Origin of the sequence: Gemmatirosa kalamazoonensis (assembly GCF_000522985.1) — a bacterium.
Lineage (GTDB): Bacteria > Gemmatimonadota > Gemmatimonadetes > Gemmatimonadales > Gemmatimonadaceae > Gemmatirosa > Gemmatirosa kalamazoonensis.
In genome coordinates this window covers 4,034,223-4,047,005 of the sequence record NZ_CP007128.1, presented here as the reverse complement: position 1 = coordinate 4,047,005, position 12,783 = coordinate 4,034,223, and the positions used below count along the sequence as shown (strand labels likewise).

Below are 12,783 nucleotides of genomic sequence, written 5' to 3'. Positions count from 1 at the left end.
CATGGCAGAATCGATCACGACGCCTAACGACCGCCGCCTCACCGAGCTGTATCCGGGCCTCGACCGGCTCGCCGCCGACTACTACGCGCAGCATCAGGAAGTCGGCAGCGAGGCGCTCGCCGTCATCCGGTGGATCGACCGCCTCGTCGACCTGTCGACGGGGAGCCGGCGCGTCGTCGTCGTCGGCTGCGGCCCGAAGCCGATCGCCATGCAACAGCTCCTCGAGGCGGGCTACGACGCGGTCGGCGTGGAGCCCGTGCCGCTCATGGCGGAGGACGCGCGCCGGTTTCTCGGCGATCCGTCGCGTGTCGCCACGGCCGCGGCCGAGGCGCTGCCGTACCCGGACGGGTCGTGCCGGGTGGTGCTGCTGGAGAACGTGCTGGAGCACGTGGACTCGCCGCTCGCGACGATCAACGAGGCGTACCGCGTCCTGGAGCCCGGCGGCGTCTGCTACATCTACACGACGAACCGGTACCGGCTCTCGCTCACCGGCAAGAACTTCGAGTACCGGGTGCCGTTCTACAACTGGTTCCCCGAGACGCTGAAGGAAGCGTACGTGCACCACCACCTGCACTTCGATCCGCGCCTGGCGAACTACTCCGTGCGGCCTGCGGTGCACTGGTGGTCCTACGCGGACCTGTGCCGTCTCGGGCGGCTGGCCGGCTTCGCGTACTTCTACTCGCGGCTGGACGTGCTGGAGCCGCCGCCCCCGAACGGCATGCGCTCGCGTGTGCGCCACGCGGTGCTGGAGCGCGTGCGGAAGTCGCCGTGGCTCCGCGCCATGGCGCTGCTGCAGTTCGGGAACTCGATCTTCATGGTCAAGCGCCGAGACGCGGCACCGTGACCATGTGCGCGACGGGCGAGCGCGCATGCTGATCCGCAACACGCTGCTCTATCTCGTGGCCCGCGGGGGCCCGGGGCTGCTGAACTTCGCGGCGCTGGTGCTGTTCGCGCGGCTGGTGACGCCGGACCAGTACGGCCGCTACGCGCTCGTCGTGGCGGTCGCCGCGCTCGTCAACTCGCTCGGGTTCTACTGGCTGCGTCTCGGGCTGCTGCGCATGAACGCGGTGCACGGCGAGGATCCGGTGCGGTGGCGCTCGAGCGTGCTGCTCGGCTTCGTCGGCGCGGTGGTGCCGAGCGCGGTCGCGGTGGGCATCGTGCTCGCGCGCAACGGCATGGTCGTGGGGCCGTGGCTCGTCGTCGCCGGCGTCGCGATGCTCGTCGCGCAGGGATGGTTCGAGCTGAACCTCGAGTTCGCGACCGCGTCGGCGCATCCGGTCACGTACGGGATGATGTCGCTCGCGAAGGCTGCGCTGCTGATCTCCGGCGGCGTGCTGCTGACGCGGCTCGGCCTCGGCGCCGAGGGGCTCGTGATCGCGCTCGCCGCGAGCTTCGTGCTCCCCGGCGCGTGGGCCGCGCTGCGGCAGTGGAGCGGCGTGTCGGTGCGGCGCGCCGACCGGCACATCGTGCGTGAGCTGCTCGTGTTCGGGCTGCCGTTCACGCTCACGTTCGCGTTCGAGTACATCGTCAGCACGTCGGACCGGCTGTTCCTCGGCGCGTATCACGGCGCGTCGACGGTCGGCGTGTACGCGGTGAGCTACGACCTCGCGCAGCAGTCGCTCGGCATGCTGATGATCGTGGTGAACCTCGCCGCGTATCCGATCACGGTGCGCGCGTTCGAGCGCGGCGGCATGCACGGCGCGCGCGGGCAGCTCGAGCGGCACTGCACGCTGCTCGCCGCCCTCGCGATGCCCGCCGCCATGGGGCTCGCGCTGTGCGCGCCGGCGCTCACGACGACGCTGCTCGCGACGGCGTACCGCGAGACGGGGCGGGAGATCCTCCCGTGGATCGCGTTCGCCGCGCTCGTGCTGGGACTCAAGAGCTACTACTTCGACATCGCGTTCCAGCTCTCGCGCAAGACGCGGCTCCAGGTCGCGGCGGTGGCCTGCGGTGCGGTGGTGAACCTCGCGCTCAATCTCCTCTGGATCCCGACGCGCGGCGTGCTCGGCGCCGCGTACTCCACGCTCGCCGGCTATCTGGTCGGGCTCACCGTGAGCTGGTGGCTCGGTCGGCGCGAGTGCCGGCTGCCGGTGCCGTGGAGTCAGCTCGGGCGCATCGTGCTCGCCACGGCGGCGATGGCGGCCGCGATCCTTCCGCTGCGGTCGATCGACGGCGTCGTCGGACTGCTGTTGCAGGCCGCGGTGGGCACGGCGGTCTACGGCGCCGCGCTCGTTGCCCTCGACGTCATGGGCGTGCGCGCGCGCGTACGCGCGATGGTGCTCGGCGCGACGGGACAGAAGGTCGTGTCCGCCGACACGCGATGAGCGACGCGCTGTCGATGGTGATGCCGATCGTGCTCGGCATCGTGATCCTCGTGGCCGAGCGGTGGCGGCAGCCGCGGTGGCTCGCGCTCGACTTCATGCGCTTCACGAGCGCCGTGTACTTCATGGCGTTCGTCGTCGTGCCGCTCTACCTGTCCACGGTGGACCTGCGCTCGTTCCCGGAGCGCAGCTTCGACTGGGTGTTCACGAACCCGTTCGGCTCGGAGCCGTTCGCGCTCGCGTCGACGACGTCGCTCGTCGCGTACCTGTGCATCGTCGCCGGCTACCACCGCGGCATGCGGCGTCCGCGGCGCGCGCCGGCCGCGCCCGTGTCGAACGGCCGGCCGAAGGGCGCAGGGCTCGCGTCGTTGTCGCCCGGCTACGTCATGTTCGCCGGCGTGGTGCTCGCGATCGTCGGCGGCGGCGCGCTGCTGCTGTACGTCAGTCAGATCGGCGGCTGGCTCGTGTTCCTCATCTCCGGCGTCGCGGCGCGCGGCGGCGAGCCGCCGACGGAATCCGCGTTCGCGTTCCTGAAGAACGTCGCGCTGTTCTCGCTCAGCGCATCGTTCTGCTTCTACGCCGTCACGATCGACGAGCGTCGGCGTGCTCGGCGCGCGGCGGCGATGGTGATGCTTGCCGTCACCGTGGTGATGTCGCTCGCGATCCTGTTCCACCACGCCGGGCGACTGCAGCTCGTCGCGTACCTCGTCTCGTTCCCGACGGCGGGCGCGGTGCGGCGTGGCGGCATCCGCGCGCGCACGGTCGTGCTGGGGCTTCTCGGGTTCGCGGCCCTCGTGCTGTTCGGCCGTCAGCTCTTCCTCGTCGTGTCCGATCCGGGGCTGCTCGCGCGGCAGTGGGCGTCGCTGCGCACCGACAGCTTCTACGCGCTGAACCTGTTCCTGCTGGAGTTCGCGTTCCCGGACGTGACGCTGGCGAACGTGATCGTGTCGGTGCCGACGCGCGAGGCCTATCGCTGGTTCCTCGACTTCCCGCTCGCCGTGGTGTACCTGATCCCGCAGCGGCTGTTCAACATCCGCCACACGCCGTCGGTGTCGACGGTGAACACGTCGCTGTTCGGCGACCTGCTCGGCGGCATCCCGGTGGACGTCGTGAGCCTCGGCTACTTCAGCGCGGGGATCGTGGGCGTGGTGATCGTCGCGTTCGGGTTCGGCCGGCTCGTCGCGGTGTGCGAGCGACGGCTGCCGGCGACGCGCTCGGGGCTCGGGTCGATCGTGCGTGCGTCGTCGCTGTTCTTCGTCGCGTTCCGCGTGATGTACGCCGACCCGGTGCAGGTGATGATGGCGGGGATCTACCTCGTCGCCCTCGCCGCGCTGCTCGTGGCGCCGTTCGTGTGGGATGTGCTGCGCCCCGATCGCGTGCTGCGTGCGGGCCAGGTAGATTCTTCGGGCATCAGTCCGGGTACCAGCGCTGTCTGAGAACGAATGACGGGAGCACACGCAGCAGAGATCGAGCGCGGAGAGCGCTTCGAGTTCGGGAAGAACTGGAGCCGGTTCCTTCACGTCCTCGACGAGGATCGGATCGCGGAGGCCGAGCGCTCGCTGCGCGAGATGCTCGATCTCGGAGCCGACGGCCGGCTGGACGGCGTCCGCTTCCTGGACATCGGCTCGGGAAGTGGTCTGTTCAGCCTCGCCGCGCGCCGGCTCGGCGCGCGCGTCCACTCGTTCGACTACGACCCGCACTCGGTGGCGTGCACGCGCGAGCTACGTCGCCGCTACTTCGCGGACGACGCCGCGTGGACGGTGGAGGAAGGCTCCGTGCTCGACGCCGACTACGTGCGCTCGCTCGGCACGTTCGACGTCGTCTACTCGTGGGGCGTGCTGCATCACACGGGGCAGATGTGGACCGCGCTCGCGAACGCGGAGAGCGCCGTGGCGCCCGGCGGCCGGCTGTTCGTCGCGATCTACAACCACCAGATCTACTGGTCGTCGTTCTACAAGCGGCTGAAGCGCGCGTACGTGAGCGCGCCGCGTCCCGGCAAGTGGCTCATCGCGGGCGGCTTCATCGCCGGGCAGGTGGTGAAGGGCGGCGTGAAGGACGTGCTCACGCTCACGAACCCCGCGCGCCGCTATCGCCTGAAGCGGCGCGAGCGCGGCATGTCGATGCTGCACGACTGGATCGACTGGGTCGGCGGCTACCCGTTCGAAGTTGCGAAGCCCGAGGAGATCTTCGCGTTCTTCCGCGGCCGCGGCTACGAGCTGCGGCGACTCAAGACGTGCGGCAACGGCGTCGGATGCAACGAGTTCGTGTTCGAGCGTGCGTCGCCGGCCGCGCCGCGAGGTGATCGATGAACGGCGCGGTCGCGACGCAGGCACACGCCGAGGAGGTCGCGCGCGGCGAGCGGTTCGAGTTCGGCAAGAACTGGAGCCGGTTCCTCGCCGTGCTGAACGACGAGCGCATCGCCGAAGCCGAGCAGTCGCTCCGGCAGATGCTGGAGCTGGGACCGGACGGTCGCCTCGACGGCAAGCGGTTCCTCGACATCGGATCGGGCAGCGGTCTGTTCAGCCTCGCCGCGCGCCGGCTCGGCGCGCGGGTCCACTCGTTCGACTACGACCCGCACTCGGTGGCGTGCACGCGTGAGCTGCGTCGCCGCTACTTCGCGGACGACGCCGCGTGGACGGTGGAGGAAGGCTCCGTGCTCGACGCCGACTACGTGCGCTCGCTCGGCACGTTCGACGTCGTCTACTCGTGGGGCGTGCTGCATCACACGGGGCAGATGTGGACGGCGATCGAGCACGCGACGCTGCCCGTCGCGCCCGGCGGTCGGCTGTTCATCGCCATCTACAACAAGCAGCCGTTCCTGTCCGGCTACTGGACGGGTGTGAAGCGCGTGTACAACCACGCGCCGGCGCCGGCGAAGGCGCTGCTGCACTGGGGCTTCTTCGCGTTCTTCGCGACGGAGCTGCTCGTGGCGGACGTGCTGCGCGGCCGGTCGCCGCTGGCGCGCTACCGCGGGCAGGAGCGGCGCGGCATGAGCATCTACCGCGACGTGGCCGACTGGGTGGGCGGCTATCCGTTCGAGGTCGCGTCGCCGGAGGAGATCTTCCGCTTCCTGAAGCCGCGCGGCTTCTCCCTGCAGACGCTCGTCACCGTGGCCGGCAAGCACGGGTGCAACGAGTTCGTGTTCCGACGCGACGCATGAGCGGTGGCCGGATCGCGTTCCTCATCCGGTCGCTCGGCGTCGGTGGTGCACAGCGTCAGTTGGTGGAGCTCGCGCGCGGCATGCACGCCGCGGGTCGCGACGTGGTGGTCGTGACGTTCTACGGCGGCCACGCGCTCGACGCGGAGCTGGAGCGCGCCGGCGTGCGCCACGTGGTGGTCGGGAAGCGGGACCGGTGGGACGTCGTCGGCTTCGGCCGGCGGCTGCTCGCCGTGCTGCGCGCGGAGCGGCCCGCGATCGTGCACGGCTATCTGCCCGACGCGAACCTGCTGCTCGCCGTGCTGCGACCGCTGCTGCGCGGCGCGCGCGTGGTGTGGGGCGTGCGGGCGTCGTCGGTGGACTTCTCGGTGTACGACCGCGCCGCGCGCTCGCTGTTCGCGGCCACGCGGGTCGCGGCGCGCGCGGCGGACCTCATCATCTGCAACTCGTGGGTCGGGGCCGAGTTCCATGCGGCGCAGGGGTATCCGGCCGAGCGCATGACCGTGGTGCCTAACGGCATCGACGTCTGCCGCTTCCGCCCCGATCCCGCGGCGGGCGTGCGTGCGCGAGCGGAGTGGGGGATCGACGTCGACGCGCCGGTCATCGGCCTCGTCGGCCGGTGGGACGCGATGAAGGATCACGCGACGTTCGTGCGCGCCGCGGCGCGGCTCGTCTCCTCGTGTCCCGCCACGCGGTTCGTGTTCGTCGGCGAGGGCCCTGCCGCGTACGTCGACGGCGTGACGGCGCTCGCCACGGAGCTGGGCGTGGCCGATCGCATCAAGTGGTCCCCGCCACGGCGCGACGTCGAGGCCGTGTACAACGCGCTCGACCTGCTCACGCTCTGCTCCCGCTTCGGCGAGGGCTTCCCGAACGTCGTCGGCGAGGCGATGGCGTGCGGTACGGCGTGCGTGGTGACCGACGTCGGCGACGCGGCGCGCGTGGTGGGCGACACGGGCGAGTCGGTGCCGATCGGCGACCACGCCGCGCTCGCCGATGCGTGGGCGCGGAGCCTCCGCGTCGCCCGCGACGCCGACGTGCGCGAGCGCTGTCGCGAGCGGATCACGGCGAACTTCGACCTCGCGTCGCTCCTGCGGAACACCGAGGCGGCGCTCGCCCGGCTCGACGCCTCGTGAGCGCGCGCACGACCCCGCTGCGCGTCTGCCACGTGATCACCGGCCTGGAGACCGGCGGCGCCGAGCGGATGCTGCACAAGCTCGCGACGCGGCTCGACCCCGAGCGCTTCCATACCGTCGTGGTCTCGCTGCGCGAGCGCGCCGCGATGGCCGAGCCGCTGGAGCGCGCCGGGGCGGAGGTGCACGCCGCGGGGCTGTCGCTCGCGCGCCCGTCGCCGCGCGCGCTCGCGCGCGTGGGCGCCATGGTGCGCCAGGCGCGGCCACACGTGGTGCACGGCTGGATGTATCATGGCAACATCGCGGCATCGCTCGCGCGCATGGCGCGCTTCACACGCGCGCCCGTGCTGTGGAACGTGCGCGCGTCGATCGACGGCTTCGCCACGATGAAGCCGGCCACCGTCGCCGCGGTGAAGCTCGGCGCGCGGTTGTCCCGGCATCCGCGGCGCATCGTGTACAACTCGCGCGAGGGCGCGCGACAGCACGAGGCCATCGGCTACGCGAGCGGCCGCGCGACGGTGATCCCGAACGGCTTCGACTGCGATGCCTACGCGCCGCAGCCCGCGGTCGGCGCGCGCGTGCGCGCGGAGCTCGGCATCCCGCACGACGCGATCGTGCTCGGCCAGGTGGCGCGCTACGATCCGATGAAGAACCAGGAAGGCCTCGTTCACGCGGCCGCCGCGCTGCGTGCGGGGCGCGACGTGCACCTGCTGATGGCCGGCCGCGGCGTCGACGCGCGGAACGAGCGCCTCGCCGCGCTCGTGCGCGAGCTGGGACTCTCCGACCGCGTGCACCTCGTCGGCGAGCGGGGCGACGTGCCCGCGCTGATGGCCGCGCTCGACGTCCTCGTCTCGCCGTCGAACTGCCTCGAGGGGTTCCCGAACGCGGTGGGCGAGGCGATGGCGAGCGCGGTGCCGTGCGTCGTCACCGACGTCGGCGACGCGGCGTGGATCGTCGACGACACCGGCATGGTGGTGCCGCCGTGGCAGCCGGAGGCGCTCGCCGACGCCTTGCGCGTGATGGTGGCGCTGCCCGCCGAGCGCCGCGCGGCGTTAGGCGCCGCCGCCCGCGAGCGGGTGCGCGCGCACTTCTCCCTCGAGACGGTGACGGCGGCGTACGAGGAGCTGTACCTCGCCTCGGCGGACGCGTGCACGTGAGCGAGAGCCGCCGGCCGCGCGTCGCGCACGTCACCGTGGCGCCGGAGTTCGTGGACCGCATCATGGTGCACGACCTGCGACGGCTGCGCGACCGCGAGGACGTGACCGTCATCTGCGCGCCCGGCCCCGCGGTGGACCTGGTGCGCGCCCAGGGCTTCCGGGTGCTCACGATCCCCGCGCACCGCAAGCTGAGCCCCGCGCAGGACCTCGTGTCGGTGTGGCGCCTGTGGCGCCTGCTGCGCGCGGGACGCTACGACATCGTGCACAGCTACGCGCCGAAGGGGGGCCTGCTCGCGCAGATCGCGGGCGCGCTCGCCGGCGTGCGTCGGCGCGTCCACTCGTGCCGCGGGCTGCTCTACACGCCGGACATGGCGGCGTGGAAGCGTCGCCTCTTCCGCGCGACGGACCGGCTGACGAACGGCCTCGCGGACCGCACGATCTACATCAGCCGCGCCGACATGGCGCACTCGGTGGACGACGGGCTCTGCGACGCGCGGTCGGCACGCTTCACGGGGAGCGGCGTGGACCTCTCGCACTTCTCGCGCGACGCGCTCGCGCCGGACACGCGCGAGACGGTGCGTCGCCGCTTCGGCGTCGGCGCGGACGAAGTGCTCGTGCTGACGGTGGGCCGCTTCGTCGGCGACAAGGGATACCGCGAGGTGGCCGCGGCCGCGGCGGCGCTCCGCGACGAGTGGCCGAACGTGCGCTACCTGTGGGCGGCGCCGGAGCTCGCGGGGGAGGAAGGCGTGCTGCCGGCGACGCTCGCCGCCGACCATGGCGTCGCCGATCGCGTCACGCGCCTCGACTACATGGCGGACGTCGCGGAGCTGTACGCGGCCGCGGACCTGCTCGTGCATCCGAGCTATCGCGAGGGCGTGCCGCGTGCCCTCATGGAGGCGGCGGCGATGGGCCTGCCGATCCTCGCGAGCGACATCCCCGGCTGCCGCGAGGTGGTGCGCCACGGCGAGACGGCGCTCCTGTTCCCGCCGCGCGACGCCGCGGCGCTCGGCGACGCGCTGCGCGCGGCGCTGCGCGACCCGCAGGCCGCCCGCGCGCGAGCCGATGCGGCCCTGCGCGACGTGCGCGCGCGCTTCGACCAGGACGCGCTCACGGAGCGCGTGTGGGCGATCCACGCCGAGCTGCTCGGCGTGGATCGTTAGGCGCTACGGCGTGCGGAGCTGCCAGCCCGGCGGCCGCGTACGCGTGACGCGCGCGGGCACGCCGACGGCCGTCACGTTCGCCGGCAGCGATGCCGTCAGCACCGCGCCGCCGCCGACGATGGACCACTCGCCGACCTCGACGCCCGGGATGGCGGACGCGGCGACGCCGACGTCGCAGCCGTCGCCGAGGCGCACGTTGCCGGCGAGGCGCACACCCGGCGCGAGCGACACGAACCGTCCGAGCACGCAGTCGTGGCTCACGCTCGCCCCGACGTTCACGTGCGCGTGCGCGCCGAGCGTCACGTCGGTGGTGACGACGGCGCCGTCGCACACGGTCACGCCCTCGTCCATCCGGACGTGCCGGCCGACGGAGGCGCGGGGATGCACGAGCGTGGGAAAGCGCACGCCGAGCGGTGCGAGCGCCGCCACGACGCGCGCCCGCGCTGCCGACACGCCGACGCCGAGCGCCACGAGCGGCGCCGGCGAGCGAGCGGCGAGCCACGCGCGGGTGCCGAGCACCGGGTAGCCGTGCACCTCCTCCGGCGCCCCCGTGGCCGCGTCGTCGACGAAGCCGAGCAGCTCGTAGCGCGGCACCTCCGCGTTCAGCGCGAGGACGAGCTCCAGCAGCTCGCGCCCATGGCCGCCGCGGCCGAGTATGACGAGCGGCTCCATCATTCGGCCTCGATCATTCGCCGGTGAACTCCGTCCCGGTGAACTCCGTCATCGTCGCCTGTCCGGGCTGCGACACCCCGTGCGGCCGCACGACCTGATAGGCGGTGCGCGCGAGGATCCGCAGGTCGAGCGCGAGCGAGCGGTGGTCGACGTACCACACGTCGTGCTGCAGCCGCCGCGACCAGTCGGTGTCGTTGCGGCCGTTCACCTGCGCCCAGCCGGTCACGCCGGGGAGCACCGCGTGCCGCCGGATCTGCGCGCTGGAGTAGCGCGGCAGGTACTCCACCGGCAGCGGCCGCGGGCCGACGAGCGACATGTCGCCGCGCAGCACGTTCACGAGCTGCGGCAGCTCGTCCAGGCTCCACCGCCGCAGCGCCTTGCCCAACGGCGTTAGGCGGTCGGCGTCCGTCGCCGCCGTCCAGGGGCCCGGCGGGGCGGGGCGCATGGTGCGAAACTTCAGCAGCTCGAACGGCTCGCCGCCCCGACCCGCGCGGCGCTGACGGAACAGCACCGGGCTCCCGAGCTTCACGCGCACCGCGAGCGCGACGGCCGCGATCACGGGCGACGCGACGACGAGCAGGCCCGCCGCGGCAACGACGTCGACGGCTCGCTTCAGTGGATCGTCCCAGCGCCGGGGCGCGGGGGGCACGATCACCGCGCGGCGGCGAGCGAGCCGGTGAGCGCTCGGCGGAGCGCGTCGATCACGCGGTCCTGCGCCGCCGCGCTCAGGCTCGACGACGACGGCAGGCAGAGGCCCGAGGCGAACAACGACTCGGCCACCTCGCCGCCGACCCGTCGCGCGTGGCGGAACAGCGGCTGCGTGTGCATCGGGCGCCAGACGGGACGCGTCTCGATGTCGTCGACCTCCAGCGCCAGCACGAGCGTCGCCGGATCCACCGGCCGCTCCTCGGGGTCGAACAGCAGCACGCTGAGCCAGCGGCTGTGCGTACCCCATTCGGCTTCCGGCTGCAGCGCCACGCCGGGGATGTCGGCGAGCGCGTCGCGATACCGGGCCGCGACGGCACGCCGCGCGGCGACGCGCTCGTCGAGCACCGTGAGCTGCCCGCGGCCGATGCCGGCGAGCACGTTGCTCATGCGGTAGTTGTACCCGAGCTCCTCGTGCACGTACTCCACGGCGGGCTCGCGCGACTGGTGCGCCCACTTGCGCATGGCGCGGATCGCATCCGCGCTGCGTGCGACGATCATCCCGCCGCCGGTCGTCGTGATGATCTTGTTGCCGTTGAAGCTGAGGATCGCGAAGTCGGCCGTGCAGCCCGTCTCGCGGCCCTTGTACGTTGCGCCCAACGACTCCGCCGCGTCCTCCACCAGCGCGACCTCGAATTCGTCGCAAAGCGCGCGGATCCGATCGACATCGGCGTGCTGGCCGTAGAGGTGCACGAGGACGAGCGCCTTCGGCAGCTCGTCGCGGCGGGCGGCGTCGCGCAGATAGCTCTCGAGCACGTCCGGATCGAGGTTCCACGACTGCCGCTCGCTGTCCACGAACACCGGCTCGGCACCGAGGTACAGGATCGGGAACACGGAGCCCGCGAACGTGAGCGTCGAGACGGCCACGCGATCGCCGGGCCCGACGCCCAGGTACCGCAGCACGAGATGGAGCGCAGCGGTGCCGCTGGAGACGGCGAGGGTGTGCCGTCCGGCGAGCCGGGCCGACATCTCACGCTCGAAGCCGTCGAGGTTCGCGCCGGCCGTCGTGAGCCAGTTCGCGCGGAAGGCCTCCGCGATGTACGACTGCTCGTGCCCGCTCATGTGGGGCACGGACAAGTAGATGCGCTCCGAAGTCACGTGGTAGGGGCGGGAAGACGTGCGCCTGCGCCCGTAACCGGGCGGATCTGTCGAGGAAGTTAGTCGGCATGGTGGCCGACGTCACTTGCTCGGCTGTTCGTTGCATCACGTACTCGGTTAGGTTTCGCGACGCGAACGGCTGAGTACCTGTACGGACCCGTCTCCGACCCCCGGAGGCGTGTCCGTTCATTGCGGATTCTCGTTGACATGTCCTCGTCCCCCCGACCCACTGCCGGCGGCTCATCGATCGGTGGCGATACCCCGTCCGTCGGGATGGCGTATACCGACCGTATCGGCCGTCCGTGGCCGACGGAGGAGCGGGAGCCGGGCGGGCTGGCGTGGATCGGCGTGCTCGTGCGGCACCCGTGGCTGGCGGTCGTGACGCCGCTCGTCGTCGCCGCCGTCGTGGGCACCTACGCCCTGCTGCGGCCGCGGGACTACACGGCGAGCGCGTCGTTCACGCCGCGTACGACGGACGTCATGAAGGGGGCGCTGAGCGGCCTCGCGGCCCAGCTCGGCGTGACGGCGACGGGCGATCCGTCGCAGTCGCCGGACTTCTACGCCGACCTGCTGACCTCACGGCCGATACTCGCCGCGGTGGCCGAGTCCACGTACACGCTGCCGCCGGGCGACCCGCTCGGCCGCGCCGGCACCGGGGTGGCGCTGCTCGAGGCCGAGGGGCAGACGCCGGCGCTGCGGCTCGACGACGCCGTGAAGCGTCTCGCAAAACGCGTCACCGTGACGAAGAACGCAAAGACCGGCGTCGTGACCTTCTCGGTCACGACCCGTTCCCCCGCGCTGTCCACGGCGATGACGGGCCACGTCCTGTCGCTGGTCGACCAGTTCAACCAGGAGCGTCGCAAGCAGAAGGCGGCCGACGAGGAGCGGTTCGCCGAGCAGCGGATGCAGCAGCTCCGATCCGAGCTCAACCGGGCCGAGGACGCGCTGGCGTACTTCAAGGCCCGCAACCGCGACGCGCAGGCGCCCGACCTCGAGAAGGAGCAAGAGCGGCTCGAGCGCGAGGTCGGCATGCGCCAGACGGTGTTCACGAACATCGCGCAGGTCTACGAGCAGGCGCGCGTGGACGCGCTGCGCGACGTGCCGGTGATCACCGTGATCGAGGCCCCGACGCCGCCGGTGCGCCCCGACTCGCGGCGCGTCGCGCTGAAGGTCCTGCTCGCTCTCATGCTCGCGGTGCCGGCGGGGTTCGGCATCGCACTGCTGCGCGATGCCGTGCAGCGCGACGTGATGCCCACGATCTCCGCGGCCGGTGGTTGGCGGCGTGCATTTCGTGACAAGCACGCCGGCCGCGAGGGTACTACGACGTGATGCGCGTGACCGGCTCTCGTCGCGACGGGTACGGCGGAAGGGGATCCGGGCCGC

Annotated in this window: 12 protein-coding genes; 9 read left to right on the top strand and 3 right to left on the bottom strand. The window is 72.2% G+C overall.

What is annotated here, in order from left to right:
- Window position 1: 1 nt before the first annotated feature.
- The 8 genes from J421_RS17645 to J421_RS17610 are packed head-to-tail and all read left to right on the top strand — an operon-like array spanning window position 2 to window position 8,925.
- Complete coding sequence (locus J421_RS17645) at window positions 2-844, top strand: class I SAM-dependent methyltransferase (protein WP_025412499.1); 843 nt, start codon at window positions 2-4, stop codon at window positions 842-844.
- 25 nt (window positions 845-869) lie between these two features.
- Complete coding sequence (locus J421_RS17640) at window positions 870-2,324, top strand: lipopolysaccharide biosynthesis protein (RefSeq protein ID WP_025412498.1); 1,455 nt, start codon at window positions 870-872, stop codon at window positions 2,322-2,324.
- On the top strand, window positions 2,321-3,757 hold the full coding sequence (locus tag J421_RS17635; RefSeq protein WP_025412497.1) for a hypothetical protein: 1,437 nt from the start codon (window positions 2,321-2,323) through the stop codon (window positions 3,755-3,757). The genes J421_RS17640 and J421_RS17635 overlap by 4 nt, the downstream gene beginning before the upstream one ends.
- Before the next feature lie 6 nt (window positions 3,758-3,763).
- Window positions 3,764-4,630: a class I SAM-dependent methyltransferase gene (locus J421_RS17630; protein ID WP_025412496.1), complete on the top strand. Its 867-nt coding sequence runs from the start codon at window positions 3,764-3,766 to the stop codon at window positions 4,628-4,630.
- Window positions 4,627-5,481: a class I SAM-dependent methyltransferase gene (locus J421_RS17625; RefSeq protein WP_025412495.1), complete on the top strand. Its 855-nt coding sequence runs from the start codon at window positions 4,627-4,629 to the stop codon at window positions 5,479-5,481. The genes J421_RS17630 and J421_RS17625 overlap by 4 nt, the downstream gene beginning before the upstream one ends.
- Window positions 5,478-6,611, top strand: a complete 1,134-nt coding sequence (locus J421_RS17620; protein WP_025412494.1) for a glycosyltransferase — start codon at window positions 5,478-5,480, stop codon at window positions 6,609-6,611. The genes J421_RS17625 and J421_RS17620 overlap by 4 nt, the downstream gene beginning before the upstream one ends.
- The gene (locus tag J421_RS17615; RefSeq protein WP_104022757.1) at window positions 6,608-7,765 is read left to right on the top strand and encodes a glycosyltransferase; all 1,158 of its coding nucleotides are present in this window, start codon (window positions 6,608-6,610) and stop codon (window positions 7,763-7,765) included. The genes J421_RS17620 and J421_RS17615 overlap by 4 nt, the downstream gene beginning before the upstream one ends.
- Entirely contained in the window at window positions 7,762-8,925 is a 1,164-nt protein-coding gene (locus J421_RS17610) for a glycosyltransferase family 4 protein (RefSeq protein WP_148306376.1), read from the top strand. The genes J421_RS17615 and J421_RS17610 overlap by 4 nt, the downstream gene beginning before the upstream one ends.
- 3 nt (window positions 8,926-8,928) lie before the next feature.
- On the opposite strand, the gene J421_RS17605 is transcribed toward J421_RS17610, so the two are convergent.
- From J421_RS17605 to J421_RS17595, 3 genes are read right to left on the bottom strand one after another with little or no spacing between them, the layout of a single operon-like run.
- On the bottom strand, window positions 8,929-9,600 hold the full coding sequence (locus J421_RS17605) for an acetyltransferase (RefSeq protein ID WP_201773035.1): 672 nt from the start codon (window positions 9,598-9,600) through the stop codon (window positions 8,929-8,931).
- 10 nt (window positions 9,601-9,610) lie between these two features.
- Complete coding sequence (locus J421_RS17600; RefSeq protein WP_312845221.1) at window positions 9,611-10,252, bottom strand: sugar transferase; 642 nt, start codon at window positions 10,250-10,252, stop codon at window positions 9,611-9,613.
- Complete coding sequence (locus J421_RS17595; protein ID WP_025412489.1) at window positions 10,249-11,364, bottom strand: DegT/DnrJ/EryC1/StrS family aminotransferase; 1,116 nt, start codon at window positions 11,362-11,364, stop codon at window positions 10,249-10,251. Before J421_RS17595 ends, J421_RS17600 begins: the two co-directional genes overlap by 4 nt.
- A 309-nt stretch (window positions 11,365-11,673) precedes the next feature.
- Between J421_RS17595 and J421_RS17590 the strand changes: the two genes are divergently transcribed.
- Window positions 11,674-12,729 carry a GumC domain-containing protein gene (locus tag J421_RS17590; RefSeq protein WP_025412488.1) on the top strand — a complete coding sequence of 352 codons (1,056 nt, stop codon included), beginning with the start codon at window positions 11,674-11,676 and terminating at the stop codon, window positions 12,727-12,729.
- Window positions 12,730-12,783: the final 54 nt, after the last annotated feature.

Coding starts and splice junctions, on each gene's coding strand:
- J421_RS17645 (WP_025412499.1), top strand. CDS start 2: ATGGCAGAATCGATCACGACGCCTAACGACCGCCGCCTCACCGAGCTG.
- J421_RS17590 (WP_025412488.1), top strand. CDS start 11,674: ATGGCGTATACCGACCGTATCGGCCGTCCGTGGCCGACGGAGGAGCGG.
- J421_RS17595 (WP_025412489.1), bottom strand. CDS start 11,364: ATGAGCGGGCACGAGCAGTCGTACATCGCGGAGGCCTTCCGCGCGAAC.
- J421_RS17640 (WP_025412498.1), top strand. CDS start 870: ATGCTGATCCGCAACACGCTGCTCTATCTCGTGGCCCGCGGGGGCCCG.
- J421_RS17620 (WP_025412494.1), top strand. CDS start 5,478: ATGAGCGGTGGCCGGATCGCGTTCCTCATCCGGTCGCTCGGCGTCGGT.
- J421_RS17635 (WP_025412497.1), top strand. CDS start 2,321: ATGAGCGACGCGCTGTCGATGGTGATGCCGATCGTGCTCGGCATCGTG.
- J421_RS17605 (WP_201773035.1), bottom strand. CDS start 9,600: ATGATGGAGCCGCTCGTCATACTCGGCCGCGGCGGCCATGGGCGCGAG.
- J421_RS17630 (WP_025412496.1), top strand. CDS start 3,764: ATGACGGGAGCACACGCAGCAGAGATCGAGCGCGGAGAGCGCTTCGAG.
- J421_RS17625 (WP_025412495.1), top strand. CDS start 4,627: ATGAACGGCGCGGTCGCGACGCAGGCACACGCCGAGGAGGTCGCGCGC.